The organism is Petropleomorpha daqingensis, from assembly GCF_013408985.1.
In the GTDB taxonomy this organism is placed as follows: domain Bacteria; phylum Actinomycetota; class Actinomycetes; order Mycobacteriales; family Geodermatophilaceae; genus Petropleomorpha; species Petropleomorpha daqingensis.
In genome coordinates, this window is sequence record NZ_JACBZT010000001.1 from 651185 (window position 1) to 677790 (window position 26606).

The 26606-nt window shown below is 74.1% G+C and carries 23 protein-coding genes; 8 read left to right on the forward strand and 15 right to left on the reverse strand.

The window, feature by feature from the left end:
* The first annotated feature begins 181 nt into the window (after positions 1–181).
* The gene (locus tag GGQ55_RS03225; RefSeq protein ID WP_179715088.1) at positions 182–1051 is read left to right on the forward strand and encodes a type IV toxin-antitoxin system AbiEi family antitoxin; all 870 of its coding nucleotides are present in this window, start codon (positions 182–184) and stop codon (positions 1049–1051) included.
* Between the two features lie 82 nt (positions 1052–1133).
* Here GGQ55_RS03225 and ilvD read toward each other — a convergent pair whose 3' ends face one another.
* On the reverse strand, positions 1134–2843 hold the full coding sequence (gene ilvD / locus GGQ55_RS03230; protein WP_179715089.1) for a dihydroxy-acid dehydratase: 1710 nt from the start codon (positions 2841–2843) through the stop codon (positions 1134–1136).
* 87 nt (positions 2844–2930) lie between these two features.
* Here ilvD and GGQ55_RS03235 point away from each other — a divergent pair, with 87 nt between their 5' ends.
* Positions 2931–3275 (forward strand): PH domain-containing protein, encoded by a 345-nt coding sequence (locus tag GGQ55_RS03235; RefSeq protein ID WP_218859148.1) that lies wholly within the window; start codon positions 2931–2933, stop codon positions 3273–3275.
* Here GGQ55_RS03235 and GGQ55_RS03240 read toward each other — a convergent pair.
* Positions 3269–4225, reverse strand: coding sequence for a 2-hydroxyacid dehydrogenase (locus GGQ55_RS03240; protein WP_179715091.1), 957 nt, complete (start codon positions 4223–4225; stop codon positions 3269–3271). The genes GGQ55_RS03235 and GGQ55_RS03240 overlap by 7 nt on opposite strands.
* A 71-nt stretch (positions 4226–4296) precedes the next feature.
* Between GGQ55_RS03240 and GGQ55_RS03245 the strand changes: the two genes are divergently transcribed.
* Positions 4297–5460 (forward strand): PQQ-dependent sugar dehydrogenase, encoded by a 1164-nt coding sequence (locus GGQ55_RS03245; protein WP_179715092.1) that lies wholly within the window; start codon positions 4297–4299, stop codon positions 5458–5460.
* A gap of 54 nt (positions 5461–5514) precedes the next feature.
* On the opposite strand, the gene gatB is transcribed toward GGQ55_RS03245, so the two are convergent.
* Genes gatB through gatC form a run of 4 tightly spaced genes read right to left on the reverse strand, consistent with a single transcriptional unit; the run spans position 5515 to position 9021 of the window.
* Positions 5515–7023, reverse strand: a complete 1509-nt coding sequence (gene gatB / locus GGQ55_RS03250; RefSeq protein ID WP_179715093.1) for an Asp-tRNA(Asn)/Glu-tRNA(Gln) amidotransferase subunit GatB — start codon at positions 7021–7023, stop codon at positions 5515–5517.
* Complete coding sequence (locus tag GGQ55_RS03255) at positions 7020–7196, reverse strand: hypothetical protein (protein WP_179715094.1); 177 nt, start codon at positions 7194–7196, stop codon at positions 7020–7022. The genes gatB and GGQ55_RS03255 overlap by 4 nt, the downstream gene beginning before the upstream one ends.
* Complete coding sequence (gene gatA / locus GGQ55_RS03260) at positions 7193–8725, reverse strand: Asp-tRNA(Asn)/Glu-tRNA(Gln) amidotransferase subunit GatA (RefSeq protein ID WP_179715095.1); 1533 nt, start codon at positions 8723–8725, stop codon at positions 7193–7195. Before gatA ends, GGQ55_RS03255 begins: the two co-directional genes overlap by 4 nt.
* The gene (gene gatC, locus GGQ55_RS03265) at positions 8722–9021 is read right to left on the reverse strand and encodes an Asp-tRNA(Asn)/Glu-tRNA(Gln) amidotransferase subunit GatC (RefSeq protein WP_179715096.1); all 300 of its coding nucleotides are present in this window, start codon (positions 9019–9021) and stop codon (positions 8722–8724) included. Before gatC ends, gatA begins: the two co-directional genes overlap by 4 nt.
* Positions 9022–9202: 181 nt before the next feature.
* Here gatC and GGQ55_RS03270 point away from each other — a divergent pair, with 181 nt between their 5' ends.
* From GGQ55_RS03270 to GGQ55_RS03285, 4 genes are all read left to right on the forward strand, one after another.
* Positions 9203–9862, forward strand: a complete 660-nt coding sequence (locus GGQ55_RS03270) for an ACT domain-containing protein (RefSeq protein WP_179715097.1) — start codon at positions 9203–9205, stop codon at positions 9860–9862.
* A gap of 69 nt (positions 9863–9931) precedes the next feature.
* A complete protein-coding gene (locus tag GGQ55_RS03275) occupies positions 9932–11989 on the forward strand; it encodes an ATP-binding protein (protein ID WP_179715098.1) in 2058 nt (685 codons plus the stop codon).
* A gap of 65 nt (positions 11990–12054) precedes the next feature.
* Positions 12055–13470, forward strand: coding sequence for an FAD-dependent oxidoreductase (locus tag GGQ55_RS03280; protein WP_179715099.1), 1416 nt, complete (start codon positions 12055–12057; stop codon positions 13468–13470).
* Positions 13471–13555: 85 nt separating this feature from the next.
* A complete protein-coding gene (locus tag GGQ55_RS03285) occupies positions 13556–13732 on the forward strand; it encodes a hypothetical protein (RefSeq protein ID WP_179715100.1) in 177 nt (58 codons plus the stop codon).
* Between the two features lie 4 nt (positions 13733–13736).
* On the opposite strand, the gene ligA is transcribed toward GGQ55_RS03285, so the two are convergent.
* On the reverse strand, positions 13737–15884 hold the full coding sequence (ligA, locus tag GGQ55_RS03290) for an NAD-dependent DNA ligase LigA (protein ID WP_179715101.1): 2148 nt from the start codon (positions 15882–15884) through the stop codon (positions 13737–13739).
* A gap of 75 nt (positions 15885–15959) precedes the next feature.
* On the opposite strand from ligA, the gene GGQ55_RS03295 reads away from it, so the two are divergent.
* On the forward strand, positions 15960–16340 hold the full coding sequence (locus tag GGQ55_RS03295) for a hypothetical protein (RefSeq protein WP_179715102.1): 381 nt from the start codon (positions 15960–15962) through the stop codon (positions 16338–16340).
* Between the two features lies 1 nt (position 16341).
* Here the strand turns inward: GGQ55_RS03295 and GGQ55_RS03300 are convergent, their stop codons facing one another.
* The 8 genes from GGQ55_RS03300 to cds1 form a co-directional block, all read right to left on the reverse strand.
* Complete coding sequence (locus GGQ55_RS03300; protein WP_179715103.1) at positions 16342–17376, reverse strand: methionine synthase; 1035 nt, start codon at positions 17374–17376, stop codon at positions 16342–16344.
* A gap of 42 nt (positions 17377–17418) precedes the next feature.
* Positions 17419–19563 (reverse strand): bifunctional metallophosphatase/5'-nucleotidase, encoded by a 2145-nt coding sequence (locus GGQ55_RS03305; RefSeq protein ID WP_179715104.1) that lies wholly within the window; start codon positions 19561–19563, stop codon positions 17419–17421.
* A gap of 163 nt (positions 19564–19726) precedes the next feature.
* Positions 19727–20800 (reverse strand): tRNA 2-thiouridine(34) synthase MnmA, encoded by a 1074-nt coding sequence (mnmA, locus tag GGQ55_RS03310; protein WP_179715105.1) that lies wholly within the window; start codon positions 20798–20800, stop codon positions 19727–19729.
* The gene (locus GGQ55_RS03315; protein ID WP_179715106.1) at positions 20797–21987 is read right to left on the reverse strand and encodes a cysteine desulfurase family protein; all 1191 of its coding nucleotides are present in this window, start codon (positions 21985–21987) and stop codon (positions 20797–20799) included. The genes mnmA and GGQ55_RS03315 overlap by 4 nt, the downstream gene beginning before the upstream one ends.
* Positions 21984–23378, reverse strand: a complete 1395-nt coding sequence (locus GGQ55_RS03320; RefSeq protein WP_366488648.1) for an MFS transporter — start codon at positions 23376–23378, stop codon at positions 21984–21986. The genes GGQ55_RS03315 and GGQ55_RS03320 overlap by 4 nt, the downstream gene beginning before the upstream one ends.
* A gap of 110 nt (positions 23379–23488) precedes the next feature.
* Positions 23489–24454 carry an electron transfer flavoprotein subunit alpha/FixB family protein gene (locus GGQ55_RS03325; RefSeq protein WP_179715107.1) on the reverse strand — a complete coding sequence of 322 codons (966 nt, stop codon included), beginning with the start codon at positions 24452–24454 and terminating at the stop codon, positions 23489–23491.
* A gap of 31 nt (positions 24455–24485) precedes the next feature.
* Positions 24486–25265, reverse strand: a complete 780-nt coding sequence (locus GGQ55_RS03330) for an electron transfer flavoprotein subunit beta/FixA family protein (protein ID WP_179715108.1) — start codon at positions 25263–25265, stop codon at positions 24486–24488.
* 114 nt (positions 25266–25379) lie between these two features.
* Positions 25380–26480, reverse strand: a complete 1101-nt coding sequence (gene cds1 / locus GGQ55_RS03335; RefSeq protein ID WP_179715109.1) for an L-cysteine desulfhydrase Cds1 — start codon at positions 26478–26480, stop codon at positions 25380–25382.
* Between the last annotated feature and the right edge of the window lie 126 nt (positions 26481–26606).

Below are 26606 nucleotides of genomic sequence, written 5' to 3' on the forward strand. Positions count from 1 at the left end.
TGCCCTGTCACCCGTTCGGGGGGTGCCGTGCGCCGACAAGGCACTCCGTGCCTGCGACACGCGCGGACACGCCGAGCGGGCGTGCACGGAGTGCCTTCTCGGGTCGTCCACAGGAGGCGGCAGCGTCCACAGATGCGGCTGGGGGAGCCGATCCGCACGCGGCGGCCCGCACGGTTGCGGCATGGACGGCATCCCCCTCGGCGCCTCGTACACCTGGAAGGAGGCGCGCGCCCGCGGGGTCACGCGCGGGCAGATCGCCCTCGACGGACTGCCGATCGCGCGCGGCCTGTACGTGAGCCGGGCGTTCGCGCCGACCCTCGCCGTGAGGTGCCGGGCGTGGACGAAGCTGCTCCCTCCCGATGCCACCTTCGGGCTCGAGACGGCGGCCGCGCTCCTCGGCGCTCAGTTGCGCCCGCCGGCGGCTGTGCAGATCGTGCTGCGCCCGAGGCCGGTGCTCCCCCGCCGTGGCGGGCTGCAGGTGCACGTCCGGGATCTCCGGGAGGACGACGTCGTCGTCGAGGACGGGCTGCGGATCACCAGCGGCGCGCAGACGTTCCTCGACCTGGCCGCCCGGCTGCCACCTGCCGAACTGGTCGCCGTGGGCGACGCCCTGATGCGCGCCGGTCACCTCACCGCCGACGAGCTCTCCGCCCGTCTGGCCCGGGCCGACGGGGTGCGGGGCGTCACGAGGGGTCGAGCCTGTGCACCGCTGCTCACGCCCGAGGCGCAGTCACGACCCGAGAGCCTGGTGCGCTACTGGATCCACATCGCCGGACTGCCGCTGCCGACGCCGCAGGTACCGGTGCGCGACCGGTGGGGTCGCGAGATCGTCCACGCCGACCTCGGCTACGAGGAGTGGAAGGTCGCGCTGGAGTACGAGGGCCGCCAGCACGCCGACCCGGAGCAGTTCGGTCGGGACATCGACCGTTACTCGCTCATGGGGGCGGACGGCTGGCTGCTGCTCCGCTACGCCGGACGGCACCTCGCCCGCCCGGCCACGATCGTCGACCGCACCGAACGGGCGCTGCGCAGCCGGGGGTGGCGGCGGTGAGCGGCCGAGAAGGCACTCCGTGCCCGCGACACGCGCGGACACGCCGGCTGGGCGTGCACGGAGTGCCTTCTCGGCACGGGCGTCAGCCGCAGATGGCACCCTGGGCGGCCGAGCCGACGAGCTTGGCGTACTTCGCCAGCACGCCCGTGGTGTACCGCGGCGCCGGCGGGGCCCAGCCCTCGCGGCGGCGGGCCAGCTCGTCGTCGTCCACCAGCAGGTCGAGCGTGCGGCTGGTGAGGTCGAGCCGGATCCGGTCGCCGTCGCGGACGAACGCGATCGGGCCGCCGTCGGTGGCCTCGGGCGCGACGTGGCCGATGCACAGCCCCGTCGTCCCCCCGGAGAAGCGGCCGTCGGTGAGCAGCAGGACGTCCTTGCCCAGACCCGCGCCCTTGATCGCGCCGGTGACGGCGAGCATCTCGCGCATGCCCGGGCCGCCCTTGGGGCCCTCGTACCGGATGACGACGACGTCGCCGGGCTGCAGCGTGCCCTCGGTGACGGCGTCCATCGCACCCTGCTCGCCGTCGAACACCCGCGCGGTGCCCTCGAAGACCTCCTCGTCGAAGCCCGCGGACTTCACCACCGATCCGTCCGGCGACAGCGAGCCGCGCAGGATGGTCAGGCCACCGGTCTTGTGGATCGGGTTGTTCATCGCGTGGATGATCGTGCCGTCGAGGTCCGGCGGGGCGATCTCGGCGAGGTTCTCGGCCATGGTCTTGCCGGTGACGGTGAGCGCGTCGCCGTGCAGCAGGCCGGCGTCGAGGAGGGCCCGCAGCACCACCGGGACGCCGCCGACCCGGTCGACGTCGGTCATCACGAACCGGCCGAACGGCTTGACGTCGGCCAGGTGCGGCGTGCGGTCGCCGATCCGGTTGAAGTCGTCGAGGGTCAGCTCGACCTCGGCCTCGTGGGCCATGGCCATCAGGTGCAGGACGGCGTTGGTCGAGCCGCCGAGCGCCATGACGACGGTGATCGCGTTCTCGAACGCCTGCTTGGTCATGATCTGCCGCGCGGTGATCCCCTTGCGCAGCAGGTTGACCACGGCCTCGCCCGAGGCGACGGCGAACGCGTCGCGCCGGCTGTCGGGGGCCGGCGGCGCGGCGCTGCCGGGCAGGCTCATGCCGAGCGCCTCGGCGACGCTGGCCATGGTGTTGGCGGTGTACATGCCGCCGCAGGAGCCCATGCCCGGGCAGGCGTTCTTCTCGATCTCGGTGAGCTCGTCGCGGGTGATCTTGCCGGCCGCGCAGGCACCGACGCCCTCGAAGACGTCGATCAGCGTCAGGTCGCGGTCGCCGAGCCGGCCGGGCAGCGTCGAGCCCGAGTACAGGAACACGCTGGCCAGGTCGAGGCGGGCGGCGGCCATGAGCATGCCCGGCAGCGACTTGTCGCACCCGGCGAGCAGCACCGAGCCGTCGAGCCGCTCGGCGAACATGACCGTCTCCACCGAGTCGGCGATGACCTCGCGGGACACCAGCGAGGCGCGCATGCCCTCGTGGCCCATCGAGATGCCGTCGGAGACCGAGATCGTGCCGAACTCCAGCGGGTAGCCGCCGGCCGCGTGCACGCCCTCCTTGGCCCGCTTGGCCAGCCGGTCCAGCGAGAGGTTGCAGGGGGTGATCTCGTTCCACGACGACGCGACGCCGATCTGCGGCTTCTCCCAGTCGTCGTCCCCCATGCCGACGGCGCGCAGCATGGCGCGGGCCGGGGCCTTGGTGATCCCGTCGGTCACCTCGCGGCTGCGCGGCTTGAGATCGGCGGTCTCGGTGCTGGTCGGTCGGTCCTCGACGCTGGTCACGGTCGGCGATGCTATTCCTGGGCCGGCGAGGGCCGGTCGCCACATCTGGGACCATGGCTTCCTGTGGCCGTCCCTGCACGCTTGCGGATGAGCCGGACAGCGCTGCTGCCGGTCGTCCTGCTCCTCGTCTGCGTCATCCCGTTCGCCGCTGCCAGCCCGTGGACGCTCGTCATCCTGGTGCTGCCGCTGCTCGCCGCCGCCTACGTGCTGCGGGCGGGCGTCGACGTGACCGACGAGGGCATCACCGTGCGCCAGGTCCTCGCCTCGCGGACCGTGCCCTGGGACGAGCTGGCCGGCATCCGGATCGGCGACCGGCGCCGGCTCTGGCTGGTGACGACGGCCGGGACCGAGATCGCGGTGCCCGTGCTGCGCGTGGGCGACCTCCCCCGGCTCGCCGAGCTCTCCGGCGGACGGATACCGGCGACTCAGTAGTCGCCGACGACGTTCTCCAAGGGTTGCCCTTGGAGAACCCTCCCCAGCTGGTCGATGACGGCGGCCGCGGCGCGCTCGTTGGTGTCCGGCACGGCGCCGGCGACGTGCGGCGTGATCAGCGCACCCGGCGCCGACCAGAGCGGGTGGCCCTCGGGCAGCGGCTCGGGCTCGGTGACGTCGAGCGCCGCCCGCAGCCGCCCGGAGCGCAGCTCGGCCAGCAGCGCGTCGGTGTCGACGACGACCCCCCGCGCGGCGTTGACCAGCAGGGCGCCGTCCTTCATGGCGGCGAGGAACGCGGCGTCGACCATGCCCGTCGTCTCCGGCGTCACCGGGACGATGAGGACGACGACGTCGGCGCCGGGCAGCAGGTCCGGCAGCTCCTCGGTGGAACGGACGCCGTCCCGGGCGGTGCGCGCGACGTAGGTGATGTCCGGGTCGAAGCCGGCCATCATCCGGCCGATCCTGCGGCCGATGTCCCCGGCGCCGACGATCAGCACGCTCGCGCCGACCAGCGACCGCTTCGTGCTCGGCGACCAGCGGCCGGCGTCCTGGGCGCGCACGAAGTCGGGGATGCCGCGCTGCGCGGCGAGCGTGGCGGTCACCGCCCATTCCGCGGTCGACGGCGTGTGCGCGCCGCGGGCGTTGCACAGCACGACGCCCTCGGGCAGGCGGCCGACGAAGCGCTCCGCCCCGGCGCTCATCAGCTGGACCAGCTTCAGCCGGGGCAGCGCGGCGAGGACCTCGTCGGACAGCTGACCGCCACCGCGCGGGACGAGCACCTGCGCCTGGGTCGCGTCGCCGGTGGGCACGCCGTCGGCGGGGTCGTACCGGAACGCGCGCACGCGGGGCGAGAGCGCCTCGGCTGCCTGCGCGAGGGCGGTGGAGGGGACGAGGACGGTCAGGACGTCGTCGGCGCCGACGACGTCGGTCCCGGAGATCGCGGCACGCACGGTCTCCGAAGCTAGACCGGGCCCGGTCCGGCGCCCGCCACGGCCCCCGCAGCGCACGTACTGTGATTCCCGTGAGGCGCACGACGGCGAGCCGGGGGGCGCGGGTGCTCGCCGCGCTCGCCCTCGTCGGCGTGCTGACCGCCTGCGGGAACGACGGCTACACGCCGAGCGGCCCGTGGAAACCCCTCCCCGAGGGCGCGCCACCGGAGGTCTCCCCGCCCACGGACTCGGCGCCGGCCCCCGCGCCGGGACAGCCGGCCGATCCCGGGTCGGGGCAGCAGGCCAGCGACCCGAACGTCGTCGCCACGGACCTGAACGTGCCGACCGGGCTGGTCGTGCTGCCCGACGGGACGGCGATCGTCGGCGAGCGCGAGACCGGCCGACTCGTGCAGGTCTTCCCCGACCGCTCGCCGGCCCGCGAGCTCATGACCGTCCCCGGCATCGACACCGCCGGCGACGGCGGCCTGCTGGGCCTGGCCCTCTCCCCCACCTACGCCGAGGACGGGCTGATCTACGCCTACGTCTCGACGGCCACCGACAACCGCGTCGTCCGCTTCCCCATCGGCGGGACGCCGAACCCGGTGCTCACCGGCATCCCGCGCGGGGAGACGCACAACGGCGGGGGCCTGCTCTTCGCCGACGACGGCACGCTGTTCATCGGCACCGGCGACGCCGGGAATCCCGCCTCGGCGCAGGACCCGTCGTCCATGGCCGGCAAGGTGCTGCACGTCGACGTCTTCGGCCAGCCGGTGAACGGCGTGCTGGTGCACGCCCAGGGGCTGGCGGACGTGACCTCGCTGTGCCTGGGCGGCAACCAGGCCCTGTACGCCACCGACGACTCCGCCTCCGGGGACGACGAGCTGGACGCGATCGCGTTCGGCCGCGACTACGGCTGGCCCACGGCCGCGTCCGGCACGGTCGACCCGGTGGTCACGTTCCCCAGCGCCGTGGGCGGCCCGGGCGGCTGCACCGTCTCCGGGACGACGATCTTCCTCGGCATGCGCGACGGGCAGAAGATCTCGATCGTCACCCTCGACGCGCACGGCGCCGTCGTCGACCAGCCCGAGGAGTTCCTCGCGGGCACCTACGGCCGGCTGCGCAGCGTGGCGCTGGACCAGCAGGGCGGCCTCTGGATCACCACGTCCAACCGCGACGGCCTCGGCACGCCCAAGGACCACGACGACAAGGTCCTGCGGATCGTCCCGCCCACCTCCGGCGGCGACTCGCCCCTGTGACCCGCGGTTTCGCGCGCTCAACCGCGCGCGGTCAAGCGCGCGAAACCACCTTGTTCAGCCGAGGACGCGCTCCTCGAGCATGCGCTTGACGGTGGGCGCGTCGGCCTTGCCCCTGGTGGCCTTCATGACCTGGCCGACCAGGGCGCCGAGGGCCTGCACCTTGCCGGCGCGGACCTTCTCCACGACGTCGGGCGCCCCGGCGATCGCCGCCTCGACCGCGGCGACCAGCTCGTCGGACTCGCCCAGCACGGCCAGCCCGCGGGCCTCGACCACCGCGGCCGGGTCGCCCTCGCCGGCCAGCACGCCGTCGAGCGCCTGCCGCGCCAGCTGGTCGTTGATGGTGCCCGCGGCGACCAACCCGGTCAGCTCGGCGACCTGACGGGGGGTGATCGACAGCTCGGTCAGCTCGACGCCGGCGTCGTTGGCGCGGCGGGCCAGCTCGCCCAGCCACCACTTGCGCGCGTCGGCCGGCGAGGCACCCGCGGCGACGGTCCCGGCGACCAGCTCGACCGCGCCGGCGTTGGCGATCCACGCCATCTCGGTGGCCGAGAGGCCCCACTCCTCCTGCAGCCGGGCGCGGCGGGCCGCCGGCAGCTCCGGCAGCTCGGCGGTCAGCTTCTCCACCCACTCCGGGTCCGGCGCGATCGGCACGAGGTCGGGCTCGGGGAAGTACCGGTAGTCGGTCGCCTCCTCCTTGCTCCGGCCGGGCGACGTCGTCCCGGTGTCCTCGTGGAAGTGCCGGGTCTCCTGCAGCACCCGCCCGCCGTCGTCGAGGACGGCGGCCTGCCGGCGCATCTCGAAGCGGACCGAGCGCTCCACCGAGCGCAGCGAGTTGACGTTCTTCGTCTCGGTCCGGATGCCCCACTCGAGGCTGCCGATCGGCGCCAGCGAGGTGTTCACGTCCGAGCGCAGGTTGCCCTGCTCCATGCGCACCTCGGAGACCCCGAGGGCGAGCAGGATCTCCCGCAGCTCGGTGACGTAGGCGCGGGCGACCTCGGGGGCCTTCGCGCCGGTACCCGGGATCGGCCGGGTCACGATCTCGACCAGCGGGATCCCGGCCCGGTTGTAGTCGATCAGCGAGTGGTCGGCGCCGTGGATCCGCCCGGTGGCGCCCCCGACGTGCAGGTTCTTGCCGGTGTCCTCCTCGAGGTGCACCCGCTCGATCTCGACCCGGTAGGTCTCGCCGTCCACCTCGACGTCCAGGTGCCCGGCGGTGCACAGCGGCTCGTCGTACTGGCTGGTCTGGAAGCCCTTGGGGATGTCCGGGTAGAAGTAGTTCTTCCGCGCGAACCGGCACCAGGTCGCGATCCGGCAGCCCAGCGCCAGGCCGATCCGGATCGTCGCCTCGATCGCCGCCGCGTTGGCCACCGGCAGCGAACCGGGCAGCCCCAGGCAGACCGGGCAGGTCTGGGTGTTGGGCTCGGCGCCGAAGGTGGTCGAGCAGCCGCAGAACATCTTCGAGGCGGTGCCGAGCTCGACGTGCGTCTCGAGGCCGATGACCGGCTCGTAGCGGGTCAGCAGGTCGTCGAAGTCGACGAGCCGTTCGCCGGTCGTCGTCGTCACGGGGTGGTTCCCTTCTTCACGGAACGGCCGGTCACCCAGGCGCCGACGCCGGTGAGCAGACCCAGGACGAGGAAGACGGCGAACACCGCCTTGCCGGTGACGATCCAGAGCACGAGCCCGGCCACGATCACGAACGCGGTCAGCACCCAGGCGGCCTTCATCGGACCGTTCACGAGACGTTCCTCCGATCCGCGAGCTCGTCGAGCAGGCGGTGCCCGCGGGCGGCGTCCTGCGCCGCCTCCAGCGCGGCGGCCACCCGGTAGCAGCGGTCGTCGGCCAGCGCCGGGGCCATGACCTGGAAGCCCACCGGCAGCCCGTCGACCAGCCCGCAGGGCACCGAGATCGCCGGCAGCCCGGCCAGGCTGGCCGGCAGGGTGCACAGGTCGGCGGCGTACATGGCCAGCGGGTCGTCGACGCGGGCGCCGAGCGGCCAGGCGACGGTGGGGCTGGTCGGGCTGACCAGGACGTCGCAGCCCTCGAACGCGTTGCTGAAGTCGCGGCCGATGAGCGTGCGGACCTTCTGCGCCTGCCCGTAGTAGGCCTCGTAGTAGCCGCTGGACAGCGCGTACGTGCCGAGGATGATCCGGCGCTTCACCTCGGCGCCGAAGCCGGCCTCGCGGGTGAGCGCCATGACCGTGTCGAGGTCTCGGGTGCCGTCGTCGCCGACCCGCAGGCCGTACCGGACTCCGTCGAACCGGGCCAGGTTGCTCGACGCCTCGCTCGGCGCGATGAGGTAGTAGGCGGCCAGCCCGAGGTCGAAGGCGGGGCAGGAGACCTCGCGGATCTCCGCGCCCAGTGCGCGCAGCTGCTCGACGCCCTCGGCGAAGCGGGCCAGCACGCCCGGCTCGTAGCCGTCGCGGTGGCCCTCGCCGCCCAGCTCGCGGACGACGCCGACCCGGAGGCCGGCCAGGTCGCCCTCGGCGCCGCGGCGGGCGCACTCGGCCAGCGGCGGCAGCGGGGCGTCGATGCTCGTGGAGTCGCGCGGGTCGTGCCCGCCAATCGCCTCGTGCAGCAGGGCCGCGTCGAGCACCGTGCGGGCCATCGGGCCCGCCTGGTCGAGGCTGGAGGAGAACGCGATCAGCCCGTAGCGGGAGACCGAGCCGTAGGTGGGCTTGTGCCCGACCAGGCCGGTGACGGCGGCCGGCTGGCGGATCGAGCCGCCGGTGTCGGTACCGATCGCCCACGGGGCGAGGAATCCGGCGACCGCCGCCGAGGAGCCACCGGAGGACCCGCCGGGGACCCGCTCGGCGTCCCACGGGTTCTTGGTGGCGCCGTAGGCGGAGTTCTCGGTGGAGGAACCCATCGCGAACTCGTCCATGTTGGTCTTGCCGAGCAGCACGGTGCCGGCGGCCTTGAGCCGGGCGGCGACGGTGGCGTCGTAGGGCGGTAGCCAGCCCTCGAGGATCTTCGAGCCGCTCGTGGTGGGCACGCCCTCGGTGACGACGACGTCCTTGAGCGCGACCGGCACGCCGGCCAGCGGGCCGAGCTCGGTGCCGGCGGCGCGGGCGGCGTCGACCTCGGCGGCCTGCTTCAGCGCGGCCTCGGCGTCGACGTGCAGGTAGGCCGCGACCTCGAGGTCCTCGGCGGCGATCCGGTCGAGGTAGGCCTGGGTCACCTCGACCGAGCTCACCTCGCCGAAGGCCAGCCGGCGGCTCAGCTCGGCGACGTCGGTGCGGACCAGGTCGTTCACCGCGGTCTTCACGCCTCCTCCCCCAAGATCCTCGGTACCCGGAAGCGGTCGTCCTCCGCGGCCGGGGCCTGCGACAGGACGACGTCGCGAGGCAGGCACGGGGTGACGACGTCGGGGCGGAAGACGTTGGTCATCGGCACCGCGTGCGTGGTCGGCGCGACGTCCTCCGCCGCGGCATCCCCGACGCGGGCGACGGCGTCCAGGATCACGTCGAGCTGACCGGCGAAGACGTCGAGCTCCTCGTCGGTCACCGCGAGGCGGGCCAGGCGCGCCAGGTGGGCGACCTCGTCCCGGGAGAGCTTGTTCACAGTGGCGCGAACTCCACTTCAGCGGCGCCGTACGCACCGCGAGACGACCAGGGATGCAACCCGGCCACTCTACGTGGGAGGGGTGCGCTCGACCCCGGGCCGGGGATGCGGGAAACTCTGCGCACCGGCGATCGACGTAGATGGCCCCGCACCCGGCAGCGTCGTCCGTCCCGGAGGAACCGTGTCCTATCTCCTGCGGCTGGTGGTCCCCGACCGCCCCGGCATCCTCGGCGCGGTCGCCACGGCGCTGGGCATCGCGGGGATCGACATCGTGTCGCTCGACGTCCTCGAGCGCGGCGGCGGCGTGGCCGTGGACGACGTCGTCGTCGAGCTGCCCGAGGGCCGGCTGCCCGACACCCTGATCACCGCGGCGCAGAGCGTCGAGGGCGTGCAGGTGGAGTCGCTTCGTCCCTTCGCCGGGCCCCTGGACACCCACCGCGAGCTGGAACTGCTCGACGCGCTGGCCCGCGCGGCGGACGGCACCGCGGAGAAGCTGCTGGCCAGCGAGCTGCCCCGGGTGTTCCACAGCGGCTGGGCGGTGGTGCTGGCCGGGCAGACGCCGGGTGTCGTGCTCTCCGCCTCGGACGCCGCCCCCGCCTTCGAGGGCCTGGCGCTGCCCTGGATGCCGCTGACCGCGCCGCGGCTGCTGCCCAGCGAGGAGCCGTGGCTGCCCGAGCGGTGGCGGGAGATGATGATCGAGATGATGGCCGCCCCGCTCGGCGGCGGGCACGCGGTCGTCATCGGCCGCTCCGGCGGGCCGGCGTTCCGCCGCTCGGAGCTGCTGCGGCTGGCGCACCTCACCGGGATCGCCGGGACGGTCACCCACCTGCCACCCGTGTAAAGACCCATAGCCAGGAACCGGCCCGATGCGGTGTCCTTAGCCCTGTACCCGTATCGATCGGGACGGCGCATGCGACTGGGAGACGTCCTCGACGAGGCCCGACGGCGGACCTTCGTCGGCCGGGACCACGAGCTCACCCGGTTCGGCGAGGCGCTCAGCGGCTCCTCGCCGAGGCGGGTCTTCCTCGTGCACGGCGTCGGCGGGATCGGCAAGTCGACCCTGCTCGGTGAGTTCCGTGCGCGGGCGCTGGCGATGGGCCGGCCGGCCGTGCTGCTCGACGGACGGGAGATGGACCCCTCGCCGGAGGCGGTGCGGGCGGCGCTGGCCCGCGCGGCCGCCGTCCCGGAGCCGCGACTCGCGGAGGTGCCGGGCCTGACCGTGCTGCTGGACCACTACGAGCACCTCGCCCCGGTCGACCCGTGGGTCCGCGGCGAGCTGCTGCCGGAGCTGCCGGCCGACGGGATCGCCGTGCTCGCCGGCCGGGACGCCCCGGCGCCCGGCTGGCGGCGGCTGCCCGGCTGGCGGGAGCTGGGCGCGGTGCTGCGGCTGGACTGCTGGAGCGAGGCCGAGAGCGCGGAGTTCCTCTCCCGGTCCGGGGTGGCGCCGGAGGCCCGCCCGGGCCTGGTCACGCTCTCGCGCGGCCACCCGCTGGCGCTCGCGCTGCTGGCCGACGCGGCCGCCGGCGGCGATCTGCCGCACGAGCTGGCCGACGCCCCGGACCTGGTGTCGGCCCTGCTGGAGGGCGTCGTCCCGTCCGTGCCGGGCGAGGCGTACGCGACCGGCCTGGCCACCTGCACCGTCGCATGGGCGACGACGGAGGACCTGCTCGCCGAGGCGGTCGGCCGGGCCGCGCCGGCGGTGTGGGACTGGCTGGTCCGGCAGCCCTACGTCACCTGCGGGCCGCGCGGCCTGGTGCTGCACGACCTGGCCCGCGACGTCCTCACCGCCGAGCTGGAGCGGCGCTCGCCGGACCGCATGCGGCGGCTGCACCGCCTCGTGCACGACCGCGTGGTGAGCGAGGTCCGCACCGGCACGGGGCCCGATCGGGAGCACGCCGCCCAGCAGCTGCTCTACCTGCACCGGCACAGCCCCGTGACCAGCGCCATCTGGATCGTCCGCAGCCGCGGCTCGGCCGCCGTCCACCCCGGGACCCCGGAGGACATCGCGCAGGTCGTCGCGCTCACCGAGCTGAACAGCGGCCCGGCCGACGCCGACCTCACCCGCCGCTGGCTGGTCGAGCAGCCCGACGCCGTCCAGGTCGTCCGCCAGGGTGGCCGGGTTCTCGCGTTCGCCGTCGGGCTGCTGCTGCCGACCGGCTTCCCGCTGGAACGGCAGGACCCGGTCGTGCAGACCGCATTGGCGCACGTCGAGCGGACCGCCCCCGCCCGGCCCGGTGAGCGGATCCACCTGATGCGGTCCATCGGCGGGGCGGACGGCTCCGAGCGCGACCCGTACGCGGTGCTGGTCTCGTCGGTCATGGCGCTGACGACGTGGCTCACCCAGCCCCTGGCCTGGTCGTTCACCGCGACCACCGACGAGGAGTACTGGGGGCCGTTCTTCGACTACATCGCCCTCGAGCGGCTCATGGAGGTGCCGGTCGGCGGCGCGCGCCACGTGCTGCACGCGATCGACTGGCGGCGCCTCTCGCCCGACCGGTGGATGGACCTGATGAACGACCGGGAGCGGACCGGCGTCACCGGACCGCCTCCGGCCCACCTGCTCCGCCCGGCGCCGCTGGGCCGCGAGGCCTTCGCCGCGGCCGTGCGGGCGGCGCTGCGCGATCTGCACCGCGACGACCGGCTCGCCGCCAGTCCGCTGCTGGGCTCCCGCCTGGCCGACGGGCAGGAAGGCTGCGGCGTCGCCGGGCTGCGCGGCACCCTGCTGCGCGGCGTGGCCGCGGTGGGACGCCGGCCGCGGGGGGCGGGACTGCAGCGGGTGCTCGACCGGACCTTCGTCCGGGCGGCGCCCACCCAGGAGGCCGCGGCGGAGGTGCTCGGGCTGCCGTTCAGCACCTACCGCCGGCACCTGGCGACGGCGCTCGACGAGCTGGTCGAGCTGCTCTGGGCCGTGGAGATCGGCGAGATCGCGCTCCCGGCGACCGATGAGCAGCAACTGAGCACCGACTGACCTGGAGAACGGTCACCTCCGGGCTCCACCCTCCGGCTCACCACGACCCCGGAGGGGAGACGACGATGTCCACGATCACGGTCCTCGGCGCCGGCATGCACGGCCTGACGACGGCGATGCTGCTCGCGCGCGACGGGCACCGCGTGACGGTGCTCGAACGCGACCCGGCCACGCCCCCGCCCGCCGGCCGGGCGTGGGACCACTGGGAGCGGTCCGGGGTCGGCCAGTTCCGCCAGCCCCACTTCATGCTGCCGCGCTGGCGCGAGGAGCTCGAGGACGCGCTGCCGGAGGTGCTCGACGACCTGGTCGCCGCCGGCGGCATGCGCCTGAACCCGATCCTCGCCGCGCCGCAGGAGCGCCGCGGCCCGGCCCGGCCGGGCGACGAGCGGTTCACGACGGTCACCGCCCGCCGCCCCGTGCTCGAGGCGGTGCTGGCCGGGGTGGCCGCGCGAACCCCGGGGGTGTCGATCCGGCGCGGGGTGGCGGCCGACGGCTTCCTCGCCGGGACGCCGACGTCCCCCGGAGTGCCGCACGTCGCCGGCATCCGGACCTCGGACGGCGAACGGATCGCGGCGGACCTCGTCGTCGACTGCCGGGGACGCCGCGCACGGATGCAGGACTGGCTCTGCGCGATCGGCGCCCGGCCGCCCGTCGAGGAGCGCGAGGACGCCGGCTTCGTCTACTACGCCCGGCACTTCCGGTCCGCCGACGGCGGCATGCCGCCCGCGATGGGGCCGTTGCTGCAGCACTACGCCCCGTTCTCGACCATCACGCTGCCGGCCGATCACGGGACCTGGTCGGTCGGGATCATCACCAGCTCGGCCGACCACCCGATGCGGGCGCTGCGCGACCCCGCCGTCTGGCAGGCCGCCCTCGCCCGCTGCCCGCTGATCGCGCACTGGACGGTCGGCCCGGGGATCGAGCCGATCACCGGCGTCGACGTGATGGCCGGCCTCGAGGACCGGCACCGGCGGCTGGTCATCGGCGGGGAGCCCGTCGTCACCGGGCTGGTCACCGTCGGCGACTCCTGGGCCTGCACCAACCCCTCGCTGGGGCGTGGCGCGTCGATCGGCGCGATGCACGCCCGGCTGCTGCAGCAGGTGCTGCGGGAGGTCGACCTCGGCGACGCCGACAAGGTCGTGCGCCGGTTCGACGACGCCACCGCCGCGGTGGTGGAACCCGTCTTCCGGGCCACGCTGGCCTTCGACCGGCACCGGATCGCCGAGCTGGCCGGCGAGCGCACCGGCCGGCCCTACGAGAGCGACGACCCGGCCTGGGCGCTGGCCAAGGCGGTGGCGGCCGCCGCGGCGACCGACCCAGACGGGCTGCGCCTCTACGGCCGGCTGGCACTGCTGCTCGACCCGCCGCAGTCGGTGTTCGCCGACCAGAGCGTCGTCGGGCGGCTGCTGTCGAGGCCCGCGCCGCGGTACCCGTTCCCGGGTCCGACCCGCGCCGACGTGCTCGACGCGATCGCCGCCTGAAGGACCCTGGCGCGGCGGCCACGTGGCGCGCGATCGTTCGTAGCGCCGGGCGCATCCGGCCGCCCGCGCGCGGAGGGAGAACGCCATGAGCGAGAGCACTCCGACGGGGCGCAGCGACGACCCCGACACCGACGTCACGGCACGACCGACGTCGGAGGACGACGACCGGCGGGCCGGCTTCGGCACCTCGATCACCGACCAGGACGCCCTCGACGTCGCGGCGTCGGACGACATCACGCTGCGGCTGAGCGAAGGCCGCTGATCGGCTACTCCGCGGGTTCGGAGCCGTCCCCGATGGTGGCGACCTCGCGGGCGGCGTCCGGGCCCTGCTCGAGCAGGACCCGGAAGCCGTCGTCGTCCAGGATCGGGACCTTGACCTGCACGGCCTTGTCGTACTTGCTGCCCGGGTCGGCCCCGACGACGACGAACCCGGTCTTCTTGCTGACCGAGCCGGTGACCTTGCCGCCGCGCTCCTGGATCGCTGCGGTGGCCTGGTCGCGGCTGTAGTCGCGCAGCGACCCGGTGACGACGACGGTGACGCCGGTGAGCGGGCCCGGTCCGGCGTCCTCCCCCTCGTCGGCCATCCGCACCCCCGCGGACCGCCACTTCTCGACGAGCTCGCGGTGCCAGTCGACGGCGAACCAGTCGCGGATCGCCGTGGCGATGGTCGGACCGACGCCGTCGGCCGCCGCGAGCTCCTCCTCGCTCGCCTCGGCGATCCGGTCCAGCGAGCGGAAGTCGCGCGCCAGCGCCTGCGCCGCGGTCGGGCCGACGTGGCGGATCGACAGCCCGACCAGCACCCGCCACAGCGGGACGTCCTTGCGGGTCTGCAGGTTGGCCAGCAGCTTCTGGCCGTTGGCCGACAGCGTGCCGTCCTTCTTCGTGTAGAAGTCCGACCGCTCGAGCTTCTCGGCGTCGAGGAAGAACAGGTCGCCCTCGTCCTGCAGGAGACCGCTCGCCAGCAGCGAGGTGGCGGCCTCGTAGCCGAGGTTCTCGATGTCGAAGGCGCCGCGCCCGGCGACGTGGAAGACGCGCTCCCGCAGCTGGGCGGGGCAGGAGCGGGAGTTCGGGCAGCGGATGTCGGCGTCGCCCTCCTTCTCCGGCCGCAGCTCGGTGCCGCACTCCGGGCAGTGCGTGGGCATCTCGAACTCGTGCTCGTCGCCGGTGCGCGCCGCGACCACCGGGCCCAGCACCTCGGGGATGACGTCGCCGGCCTTGCGGATGACGACGGTGTCGCCGATGAGCACGCCCTTGCGCTTGACCTCGCTGGCGTTGTGGAGGGTGGCCAGCTGCACCGTCGAGCCGGCCACCTTCACCGGCTCCATGAACGCGAACGGGGTGACCCGCCCGGTGCGGCCGACGTTGACCCGGATGTCGAGGAGCTTGGTCGTGGCCTCCTCCGGCGGGTACTTGAACGCGATCGCCCAGCGGGGCGCCCGCGAGGTCGAACCGAGCCGCCGCTGCAGCGCGATCTGGTCGACCTTGACCACGACGCCGTCGATCTCGTGCGCGACCGAGTGCCGGTTCTCGCGGTAGTTCTCGATGAACGCCCACACGCCCTCGAGGTCGTCGACCACCTGGTAGCGGTCGCTGGTGGGCAGGCCCAGCTCGCGCAGCCGGTCGTAGGCCTGCGACTGCCGCTCGGGCTGCCACCCGTCGTGCGCGCCGATGCCGTGCACGATCAGCCGCAGCGGACGGCTCGCGGTGATCCGCGGGTCCTTCTGCCGCAGCGAGCCGGCGGCGGCGTTGCGCGGGTTGGCGAACGGGGCCTTGCCCTGCTCGACCATCGAGGCGTTGAGGTCGGCGAACGCGGCGACCGGGAAGTAGATCTCCCCGCGCACCTCGAGCCGCTCGGGCAGGTTCTCGCCGCTCAGCTGCTGGGGGATGTCCTGCATCGTGCGGACGTTGGCGGTGACGTCCTCGCCGGTGACGCCGTCGCCGCGGGTGGCCGCACGGACCAGCCGGCCGTTCTCGTACAGCAAGGCGACGGCCAGCCCGTCGATCTTGAGCTCGCACAACCAGCTGACGCCCGAGCCGGCGTCCCGCTCGACGCGGGCGGCCCACGCCTCCAGCTCCTCGCGGCTGAACACGTTGTCCAGGCTCTGCATCCGCTCCAGGTGCTGGACCGGGGCGAACGTCGCGGTGAACCCGCCGTTGACCTTCTGGCTCGGTGAGTCCGGCGTGACCAGCGCCGGGTGGGCGGCCTCGATGCCCTTGAGCTCGCCCATCACCTCGTCGTACTGGCCGTCGCTGACCAGCGGCTCGTCGCGCACGTAGTAGGCGAAGGCGTACCTGTCGAGGAGCTCGGAGAGGTCCCGGTGCCGGGTGCGGGCGTCGTCCGGCACCTGGGTGAGGTCCTCGCGGTCGGCTGCCGCCGCCACCTGCGGCTCGTCGATCTCGGCTTCGCTCGTCACGACCGAACCGTATCCGCCGGGTACGACGGCGAACCGGCATCCACCCACCGGGGCGAACAGGTCACGATGGGCCTCGTGCACGTCGAGCTCGCTCGCGCCCTCGCGCCCGTTCTCCACGACCTCGAGACCACCGGGGGACCGGTTCCCCGGGTGGACGACGAGGACTGGACCGCTCAGGGCCAGGTGGCAAGCGCGATGTTGTGGAGTCCCGACGACGGCGGGACGGGCATCTGGGTGCACCTCGGTGACTCTCGGGCTCTCCAGGTGGCCCACGTCGCCGACCAGGTGCAGGAGTGGGCGGTCGAGGAGCTGTGGGGCAGCCGCCCGACCAACTGGCCGCCGTGCCCGCACCACCCCACGACCCACCCGCTGACAACGGAGGTACGCGACGACGCGGCATGGTGGTGCTGCCCGAAGGACGGGACGGCGGTGGCCGTCGTCGGCACCCTGCGGTGAGCTACTCCGGCAGGAGGTACTTCGCCGCCTCGCGCACGTGCGCCATCGCGGCGCGCGCGTAGGCAGGAGTGGCGCCGGCCAGCCCGCACACGGGGGTGAGCGTGACCGCGGTGTGCAGGTTCTCGGCGGGGAAGCCGAGCTCGCGCCACAGGCTCTGCAGTCGGGAGGCAGTGGCCTTCGGCGTCCCGAGGGGACTGTCGGTGCCCGGGACGACGCCGACCAGCAGGTGCGTGCCGGCCTCGACGGCGGTGCCGATCGCGTCGAGGTCCTGGACGAGGCCGGAGTCGAAGGAGACCGCGGCGGCACCGGCTCCCCGGAACAGGTCGAGCGGCGCCCGGGTGGTGCAGCAGTGGACGACGACGGGGTCGGGCAGCGCGGCCACTGCCGCGCCCAGCTCCTGCTCGACGACGCTCGCCTCGATCGCCGGGAGCCTGCCGTAGCCGCTCGCCGTCGGCAGCGATCCCTGGACGGCGGCCGGCAGCGACGGCTCGTCGAGCTGGACGACGACGCGGGCGCCCGGCACGCGCGCGGCGACCCCAGCAGCGTGCGCGGACAACCCCTCGGCCAGCGACTGCGCGAGGTCGCGGCGGGCACCGGGATCGACCACCGCCCGGTCACCGCGCATGCGCTCGAGCCCGGCGGCCAGCGTGAACGGGCCGGCGGCCTGCACCTTGAACGGGCCGGTGTAACCGTCGGCGAGCTCGGTCAGCGCGTCGAGGTCGCGCTCGAGCAGGTCCTTGGCTCGTCGCAGGTCCAGCCCGCCGCGGGGCACCAGCCGCCAGCCGGCCGGGGTGAGGTCGACCGCGACGTCGACGAGCAGGGCCGCGGTGCGCCCGATCATGTCGGCGCCGGGACCGCGGGCAGGCAGCTCGGGGAGGTGCGGGAACCCCGGCAGCTCCCCCAGCACGAGGCGGACCGCCTCGGCCGGGTCGGTGCCGGGCAGGGACCCGACGCCCGAGGCCGGCCCCCAGGGTGCGGGGACCGGCCTCGGCTGGTCGCTGTGGTCAGGCTGCGCTGGTTCGGACGACGGGACCACGACGGCGACCGTAGTCCAGCCGCCGCCGTGGTCCCGGACCGGTCAGTGGTGGAACAGCCAGGCCAGGATCGCGCTGATCACCTGCGTGACCACCGTCTTGACGTCGGTGGCCACCGGCGCCAGCGTGAAGCCGGTGCTCGCCTTCTCCCCCGAGGCCGCGGTCAGCGTGACCGTGTGCGAGCCCTGGGCCAGGTTGGTCGGCACCCGGAAGGACACCGTGACCGCGCCGGTGGAGTCGGCCTTCGTCGTCCCGACGGTGCGGCCGTCGTCCAGCGTGGCCTTGACCTTCTCGCCGGGGGCGAAGTCCTTGCCGGTGACGGTGACCTGGTCGCCGCGGGTCGGCGTCGCGTTGCTGATCGACGCCGAGGCGATCCGGTCCGACGTCTGGGTGGCGTGGTTCGCCGCCGGCGGGGCGACCGGCGAGTGCGTCTGGAAGTACGACACCGCCGTGTCGACGTCGACCGGACCCGTCACCGGGTTCGCGCCGTGGGTGAAGCCGCTGAAGCCGTCACCACCGGCGACCAGGAACGAGTTCGCCACCACGCGGTACTGCGCGGCCGGGTCGATCGGCGTGCCGTTGAGCGTGATCGACAGCGGGTCGACGCGGTCGCCGTAGGCCCGGCTCGGGTCGAAGTTGTAGGTCAGCCCCTCCGACGTGCCCAGGAACAGCTGCGTGCCGCGCGGCTGGTCGAGGCCGAACTGCTCCTCCAGCACCTGCTTGATGTCCGCGCCGGTCAGCGTGATCGCGTTGACCGTGTTGCCGAACGGCTGGACGTCGAACAGCTGCTTGTAGGTCGTGTCCCCCGGTCCCGGGATGTCGGTGCGCAGACCGCCCGGGTTCATGAACGCGACCACCGGGTGGCCGAACTGGTCCTGCTGCTGCAGCGCCCAGAGCTGCATCTGCGCGACCAGGTCGCCGAGCGGCGACTCCCGGTCCCGCACCGCCGCGCCGGCCGAGTTCTTCGCCCGGTTGATGGCGGCGGTGGTCGAGCCGACGACCTGCTTGCCCGACTCGGCCGAGCGGGCCAGCCAGTAGTTCACGATGTCCTGGACGTGCGTGTCCGTGACATTGCGGAGCACCGGCGTGTTCTGGGCCGAGTAGGTCGCCGTGCGGTCGACGTCGCCGGTGCTCGGGTTCAGCGACAGGCGGATGTCGGTGACCAGGCGGCCGTAGTAGCCGGCCTGCGTGACCAGCCGCGGCTGGCCGCCCGGCACGGGCAGCGTGCAGTTGTACTGCTGGTGCGAGTGCGCGCTGACGATGAGGTCGACCGCCGGGTCGATCCGGTTGTTGATGTCGACGATCGGCCCGGTCAGGTCGGTGCAGTCGTTGGGCTGCGTCACGTCGGCGCCGCCGTTCTGCTGGCCGCCCTCGTGGATCAGCACGCCGATGGCCCGGATGCCCTGGGCCTCGAGCTCGGGCACGTAGGTGTTCACCGCGGTCGCCTCGTCGAGGAAGTCGACGTCGGCGATGCCGTCGGGCGAGACCAGGGTCGGGGTGGTCTTGGTGACGACGCCGATCAGCGCGACCTTCTTGCCACCGGCCACGTCGAACACCTGGTACGGCGGGAGGATCGGCTGCCGGGTCGTCTTGTCGACGACGTTCGCCGCGAGGTACGGGAAGTCCGCGCCGTGGAAGGTCGCGCCCGTGCTGTCGGCCCAGCAGCCGTCGACGCCGGGGGTGACGCCGTCGCAGGCGCCGACCGTGCCGCCGTGGGTCGCCTCGTAGCCGTCGGTCGCGGCCGAGACCCGGCGCAGCCCGTCGGTCCCGCGGTCGAACTCGTGGTTGCCCACCGAGGAGACGTCCAGGCCCATGGCGTTGAGGACCTCGATCGTCGGCTCGTCCTTGAAGACGCTCGACTCGAACGGCGAGGCGCTGATCAGGTCGCCGGCGCCGACGAAGAACGAGTCCGCGCTGCCGTTGTTGGCGGTCGCGAAGGCGCTCTGCAGGTTCTCGACGGTCGCGGCGACGTGCGCCGAGCCGCCGACGGTCTGCGTGACGCCGTTGTCGTCGATCAGGGTGGCGTCGCCCTGGGTGGTCTCGGAGATCCGGCCGTGGAAGTCGTTCATCGCGATCAGCTGGACCGGGATGTCGGGGTCCGCGGCGTTGGCCGCGAGCGGTGTCGCCACCACGGCGGCAGAGGTGGCCACCGCGAGCGCGGCGGCGAGGGAGAGGCGCTTTCGGCGCAAGAGAGTCCTCCACAGGGCATGCGGGAACAGACCACCGGTCAGGCGGCCTCGAGGGCGATGTGGTGAGCCGAGCTCACAAGCTTTGCTCAGGAAGTGGCTCGGGAGGACGCTATCCCGCCGGGTTCCGGAAACCAAGAGTCGGTGACGAAAAGTAGCGGCGAGTTCACGCCGCGGTAAGGACAGCCCCTTGTCCGAGCACCCGGTCACCCCGGTCGCGATCCGGCTGGTAGAGCACCGCGGACTGGCCGGGAGCCACGCCGCGCTGCTGCTCGGCCAGCTCCAGCACCAGCCCGCCGTCGTCGTCCGGACGGACCTCGCAGGCCACGGGGGTCCCGTGCGCGCGCAGCTGCACCTCGGCGCGCATCGGCAGCACGGGCACCGCGCCGGTCCACGTCGGCCGACCGGTGCGGACCTCGCCGACGCCGGCCAGCTCCGCCGTCCCGATCGTCACCGTCCGGCTGACCGGCTCGATGCCGAGCACGTAGCGCGGGCGCGAGTCGCCGACGGCGACGCCGAGCCCCCGGCGCTGGCCGACGGTGAACCCGTAGGTGCCGTCGTGCTCACCGACCGTCGTCCCGGTCGCCGCGTCGACCAGCGGCCCGGGCCGGCTGCCCAGCCGCCGGGCCAGGAACCCGCGGGTGTCGCCGTCCGGGATGAAGCAGATGTCGTGCGAGTCGGGCTTCGCGGCGACGCCGAAGCCGCGCTCGGCGGCGATCGCGCGCACCCGGTCCTTGGTCATGCCGCCGAGCGGGAACACCGCCCCGGCCAGCTGCTCGGCGGTGAGCACGCCGAGGACGTAGGACTGGTCCTTGGCCGCGTCGACCGACCGGCGCAGCTCGCCGTCGGCGAGCCGGGCGTGGTGACCGGTGACGACGGCGTCGAAGCCGAGCGCCCGCGCCCGGTCCAGCACCGCCGAGAACTTGATCTTCTCGTTGCAGCGCAGGCACGGGTTGGGCGTCCGGCCCGCGGCGTACTCGGCCACGAAGTCCTCGACGACGTCCTCGCGGAAGCGCTCGGCGAGGTCCCAGACGTAGAACGGGATGCCCAGCTCGTCGGCGACCCGCCGGGCGTCGTGCGCGTCCTCGACGCTGCAGCACCCCCGGGCGCCGCTGCGCAGGGTCTGCCGGTCCGGGGAGAGCGCGAGGTGGACGCCGGTGACGTCGTGGCCGGCGTCGACGGCGAGCGCGGCGGCGACGGCGGAGTCCACTCCCCCGCTCATCGCGGCGAGGATCCTCATCGGGTCCCCATGCCCGCCCGTCGGGCCCGCTCCACCACCGGCGCGATCACCTCGAGCAGGGCGTCGACGTCGGCGTCGGTCGACGTGTGGCCCAGGCTGAAGCGCAGCGAGCTGCGGGCCCGGTCGGGGTCGGCGCCGACGGCGAGCAGCACGTGGCTGGGGCGGGCGACGCCGGCGCTGCAGGCCGAGCCGGTCGAGCACTCGACGCCTCGGGCGTCGAGCAGCATGAGCAGCGCGTCGCCCTCGGCACCCGGGAAGGACAGGTGGGCGTTGCCGGGCAGCCGGCCGGGCCCGCCTGCCAGGACGTCGTCCAGGGGCGCGCCGTTGAGCTGCGCGTCGGGCACCCGCTCGACGACACCGGCGACCAGCCGGTCGCGCAGCTGGGCCAGCCGGGCCGCCCGCTCCTCGCGCGAGGCGACGGCGGTCGTCGTCGCCACCTGCAGGCCCACGATGGCGGCGACGTCGAGGGTGCCGGACCGGACGTCGCGCTCCTGACCGCCGCCGTGCAGCAGCGGCGTGCACTCGGCGTCGCGGCGCAGCAGCAGCGCGCCCGCGCCCATGGGTCCGCCGAGCTTGTGCCCGGTCATCGTGAGCGCGTCGACCCCGCTGGCGCCGAAGTCCACCGGCACCTGACCGACGGCCTGGACGGCGTCGGTGTGCAGCGGGACGCCGACGGCGTGCGCGACGGCGGCGAGCGCGGCCACGTCGCTGACCGTGCCGATCTCGTTGTTGGCCCACATGACGCTGGCCACGGCGACGTCGGTGCCGTCCCCCAGCGCCTCGGCCAGCGCCTCCGGGGTCACCCGGCCGGTCGGCTCGACCGACAACCAGGTGACGTCGGCGCCGTCGTGCTTGGCCAGCCACTCGACGCTGTCGAGGACGGCGTGGTGCTCGGCCGGGCTGACGACGACCCGCCGGCGCCGCGAGTCGGCGCTGCGGCGCGCCCAGAACAGCCCCTTGACGGCGAGGTTGTCGCTCTCGGTGCCGCCGCCGGTGAACAGCACCTCCGACGGCCGGGCGCCCAGCGCCTCGGCCAGCCGCTCGCGCGACTGCTCGGCCTCGCGGCGGGCCGCCCGGCCGCTGGCGTGCAGCGACGAGGCGTTGCCCACGCGGCCGAGCTGCTCGGTCATCGCGGTCAGCACCTCGGGCAGCACCGGGGTCGTGGCCGCGTGGTCCAGATAGGTCATGACGCACTCAATGTAGTCGCGCCCTCCGCGGCCCCCGGCTGCGGAACCCGGGCACCCGCTCGGCCGGACAACCGCACCCCGACCAGGGCGAGCAGCGTGAACACCGCGATCGAGACGAGGACGGCGGCGGGCAGCGACAGGGCGCCGGCGGTGGCCGCCGCGACCAGCACGCCGGCCAGTCCGATGCACAGCGCCGAGGACGTGACGTCGGCGATCTGCAGCGCGGCGGAGTCGGCTCCGCGGCGGTGCTCCGGCGAGAGGTCGAGCAGCAGCACGCCGAGCGCCGGCATCCCGAGACCCATGCCGAGTCCGGCGATCGCCCACGTGCCGTAGGCCGGCCAACCCCCGAGCGCCGGGACGGCGGCGAGCGCGGTGCCGGCCAGGCCGAGGGCGAGCAGGGCGAAGCCGGCGCGCAGCAGGCGCTCGCGCGCCACCGAGGGGAAGCGGCCCTGCAGGTGCGAGGCCGCCGCCCAGCCGACCGCACCGGCGGTGAGCGGGATGCCGACCGCGGTCGGGCTCAGGCCGTGCACCTCGGTGAGCGTGAGCGGCAGGAGGGCGTCCATGCCGAAGAAGGCACCGGCGAGCAGACCGCGGCAGGCGACCACGGCGGGCAACCCGCGGGCCGCCCGGCCGGTGCCGGCCGGCAGCAGCGGTCGCAGCCCGGCCAGGAGCGCGGCGACGCCGGCGACGGCGATCGCCAGCGCGAGCAGATCGCGGCGCTGGCCGGCGTACTGCAGCCCGGCGATGCCGACCCCGGCGAGCAGCGCCCACCACCGGCGGGCCGCCGACGACTTCAGCCCGCTGCCGGTGGCCGGGAGCGCGCGGACCGCGGGCAGCACCAGCCCGAGGCTGAGGGCGATCAGCGGCAGCAGCCCGAGGAAGACCCAGCGCCAGCTCGCGTGCGTGGTGAGCAGCCCGGCGACCACCGGCCCGACCAGGGCCGGCAGCACCCAGGCCGCGCTGATCGCACCGAACAGCCGCGGCCGCAGCCGGGGCGCGTAGGCCTGCCCGGCGACGACGTAGAGGACGACGGAGATCACCCCGCCGCCGAAGCCCTGCACCGCCCGGCCGGCGACGAAGACGGCCATGTTCCCGGCCAGCCCCGCGACGAGCAGGCCGGCGGCGAACGCGGCCACGCCCCAGGGCAGCGCCACCCGGGCGCCGCGGCGGTCGCCCAGGTCGCCGCCGACGACCATGCCGACCACCTGCGCGACGAGGAAGGCGCTGAACGGCCAGGCGTACCAGGCCAGCCCGTGCAGCTCGGCGACCGCGGTCGGCATCGCCGTCCCGACCGCCATGGCCTCGAAGGCGACGAACGTGACCAGCAGGACCAGACCGGAGGTGGTCAGCCGGTGCGCGCGATCGAGCAGCCGCGCACTTCCGCCGTCCACCTGACCCACCTTCCGCCCAACCACGCCGGCCCGCGAATGCTTTCCGCGAGACGACGCCGGGCGCCGACCCCCGAGGGGATCGACGCCCGGACGGAACGCGCTGGTGGTGCTCAGCCCCTGCGGGCGGTGATCTGCTCGGTGGCGGCGGGGACGACCTGGAACAGGTCGCCGACGACACCGAAGTCGGCCAGCTCGAAGATCGGCGCCTCGGGGTCCTTGTTGACGGCGACGATCGTCTTGCTGGTCTGCATGCCGGCGCGGTGCTGGATGGCGCCGGAGATGCCGACGGCGATGTAGAGGTTCGGCGAGACGGTCTTGCCGGTCTGCCCCACCTGGAAGGTGTGCGGGTAGAAGCCGGAGTCGACCGCGGCCCGGGAGGCACCCACGGCGGCGCCGAGGGAGTCGGCCAGCCCCTCGATCAGGGAGAAGTTCTCGGCGCTGGCCACACCGCGACCGCCGGAGACGACGATCGAGGCCTCGGTCAGCTCCGGCCGGGACGACTTCTGCTCGACGACCCGGTCGGTGACCGTGACCGCCTTGGCGGCGTCGGACAGCGCCACGTCGACGGCCTCCTCGGCCGCCGCACCCGACGCCGGCTCGGGGGTGACCGAATTGCCGCGCAGGGTGTAGATCGGCGTCCCGGTGGTGACCTTCGAGTGCACGATGACCTGCCCGGCGAACGCCACCTGGGTCGCGGTGCCGTCGGCGGCGATCTCGGTGACGTCGGTCAGGAAGCCGGAGTTCGTCTTCACCGCCAGGCGGGCGGCGACCTCCTTGCCCTCCGGCGAGGACGGGATGACGACCGCGGCGGGCGAGACGCGCTCGACCAGCGAGGCGAGCACCTCGGCCTTGGGGGCGACCAGGTAGCCGTCGATGTCGGGCGACTCGGCGACGTAGACCTTGGCCGCGCCGTACTCGGCCAGCGCGTCCTTGGCGCCGGCCGCGGCGCCGGGGGCACCCGCGACGACGGCGGACGGCTCACCCAGCGCGCGGGCGGCGGTCAGCGCCTCCAGCGTCGTCTTGCGGACTCCCTGACCGTCGGGGTTGAGCTCGACGAGGACCAGGACCTCAGCCATGACTATCTCCTTTGTCTCGGATCGGTCCGGGTCAGACGATCTTCTGCTCGGCGAGGAAGCCGACCAGCTTCTCGGCGCCGTCGCCCTCGTCGGTCACCTTGACGCCGGCGCCCTTCGGCGGCCGCGGCGCGAAGTCCACGACCTGCGTGGTGGCGTTGCCCAGGCCCACGGTGCCGGCGTCGACGCCGAGGTCGGCCAGCGACTTGCTCTCCACCGGCTTCTTCTTGGCGGCCATGATCCCCTTGAAGGAGGGGTAGCGCGGCTCGTTGATCGAGTCCCAGGTGGACACGATCGCCGGCAGCGGCGCCTCCAGCGCCCAGTAGCCGGCGTCGGTCTGCCGCTCGACCTTGGCGGTGCCGCCCTCGATCGTCAGCTTGCGCGCGCCCGACAGCTGCGGGATGCCCAGCCGCTCGGACAGCAGCGCCGGCATCACCGACATCTGGGCGTCGGTCGCCTCGGCGCCGCACAGGATCAGGTCGTACTCCAGCTGCCCCAGGGCAGCGGCCAGGACGGCCGAGGTGGCGATCGCGTCCGACCCGTGGATCGCCTCGTCGGAGACGTGCACGGCCTTGTCCGCGCCCATGGACAGCGCCTTGCGGATCGCGTCGGTCGCCGAGTCCGGGCCGACGGTGAGGACGGTGACCTCGCCGCCCTCCCGGTCGCGGACCTGCAGCGCCTCCTCGATGGCGTACTCGTCCATCTCGTTGATCACGTTGTCCGCGGTCGCCCGCGCCACGGTGTTGTCCGACGGGTCCAGCGCACGGGCGCTGCCGGAATCGGGGACCTGCTTGACCAGAACGACGATGTTCATCGCCAGGACTACCTCCGCGATGGCTCAGGATGCGGGCCTGCCGCCCGCCTAGCTCCGATCATGGAGGTTACTGGCCGGTAACGGACCTGCGCTCGGGGACCCGGGTGACGCGGCTCACGCCGGCTCGCTCCACCGGCCGGTCGCGGCGAAGTCCTCGAGGACGGCGGCGTGCGGAGCGAGGTCGAGCCCCTCCGCGGCCAGCCACTCGTCGGAGTAGTAGGTGTGCGCGTACCGCTCGCCGCCGTCGCACAGCAGCGTGACGACGCTGCCGGTGCGCCCCGCCGCGAGCATCTCGGAGACCAGCCGGAAGGCGCCCCAGAGGTTGGTGCCCGTCGACCCGCCGGCCCGCCGCCCGGTGACCCGCTCCAGGTGGCGCATCGCGGCCAGCGAGGCGGCGTCCGGGACGCAGATCATCCGGTCGACGATCGTCGGCACGAACGACGGCTCGACCCTCGGCCGCCCGATGCCCTCGATCCGCGAGGGGCGGCCGGTCGCCACCGACGGGTCGCCGTCCCGCCAGGAGGGGAAGAACGACGAGCCCTCGGGATCGACGACGGCCAGCCGGGTGGGCAGCCGCCGGTAGCGCAGGTAGCGGCCGATGGTGGCGCTCGTGCCACCGGTGCCCGCGCCGACGACGACCCACTCGGGCAGCGGGTGGCGTTCGTGGGCGAGCTGGGAGAACACCGACTCCGCGATGTTGTTGTTGCCCCGCCAGTCCGTGGCCCGCTCGGCGTTGGTGAACTGGTCGAGGTAGTGCCCGCCGGTCTCCGCGGCGATCCGCCGCGCCTCGTCGTAGACCGTCCGCGGATCGGCGACCAGGTGGCACCGGCCGCCGTGGAACTCGATGAGGGCGATCTTCTCGGGGCTGGTGCTCGCCGGCATGACGGCGACGAACGGCAGACCGAGCATCCGGGCGAAGTACGCCTCGCTGACCGCGGTGGAGCCGCTGGAGGCCTCGACCACGGTCCCGCCCTCGGTGATCTGGCCCGAGCACAGGCCGTACAGGAACAGCGAGCGGGCCAGCCGGTGCTTCAGGCTGCCGGTCGGGTGCGTCGACTCGTCCTTGAGGTAGAGGTCGACACCCCACTCCGGGGGCAACGGGTAGACCAGCAGGTGCGTGTCGGCACTGCGCAGCGCGTCGGCCTCGACCACGGCCACGGCCCGGTCCACCCACGCGCGGCCGGTCCGGTCGGAGCGGTCGAGATCGGGCTGCACGGCCCGATGATGCCGCCTGCGCACCCGTCCGGTGGACGGCGTTCCTCCGAACGAGGGCTCTGCGGCCCCATCGTGACCCGCGGTGTTCCGCTGCCGATCTCCACCGCCTACCGTGCGCCAGCGCCG

Coding starts and splice junctions, on each gene's coding strand:
- GGQ55_RS03225 (WP_179715088.1), top strand. CDS start 182: ATGGACGGCATCCCCCTCGGCGCCTCGTACACCTGGAAGGAGGCGCGC.
- GGQ55_RS03235 (WP_218859148.1), top strand. CDS start 2,931: ATGAGCCGGACAGCGCTGCTGCCGGTCGTCCTGCTCCTCGTCTGCGTC.
- GGQ55_RS03275 (WP_179715098.1), top strand. CDS start 9,932: ATGCGACTGGGAGACGTCCTCGACGAGGCCCGACGGCGGACCTTCGTC.
- GGQ55_RS03280 (WP_179715099.1), top strand. CDS start 12,055: ATGTCCACGATCACGGTCCTCGGCGCCGGCATGCACGGCCTGACGACG.
- GGQ55_RS03285 (WP_179715100.1), top strand. CDS start 13,556: ATGAGCGAGAGCACTCCGACGGGGCGCAGCGACGACCCCGACACCGAC.
- mnmA (WP_179715105.1), bottom strand. CDS start 20,800: ATGAGGATCCTCGCCGCGATGAGCGGGGGAGTGGACTCCGCCGTCGCC.
- GGQ55_RS03315 (WP_179715106.1), bottom strand. CDS start 21,987: ATGACCTATCTGGACCACGCGGCCACGACCCCGGTGCTGCCCGAGGTG.
- GGQ55_RS03325 (WP_179715107.1), bottom strand. CDS start 24,454: ATGGCTGAGGTCCTGGTCCTCGTCGAGCTCAACCCCGACGGTCAGGGA.
- GGQ55_RS03330 (WP_179715108.1), bottom strand. CDS start 25,265: ATGAACATCGTCGTTCTGGTCAAGCAGGTCCCCGATTCCGGCAGCGCC.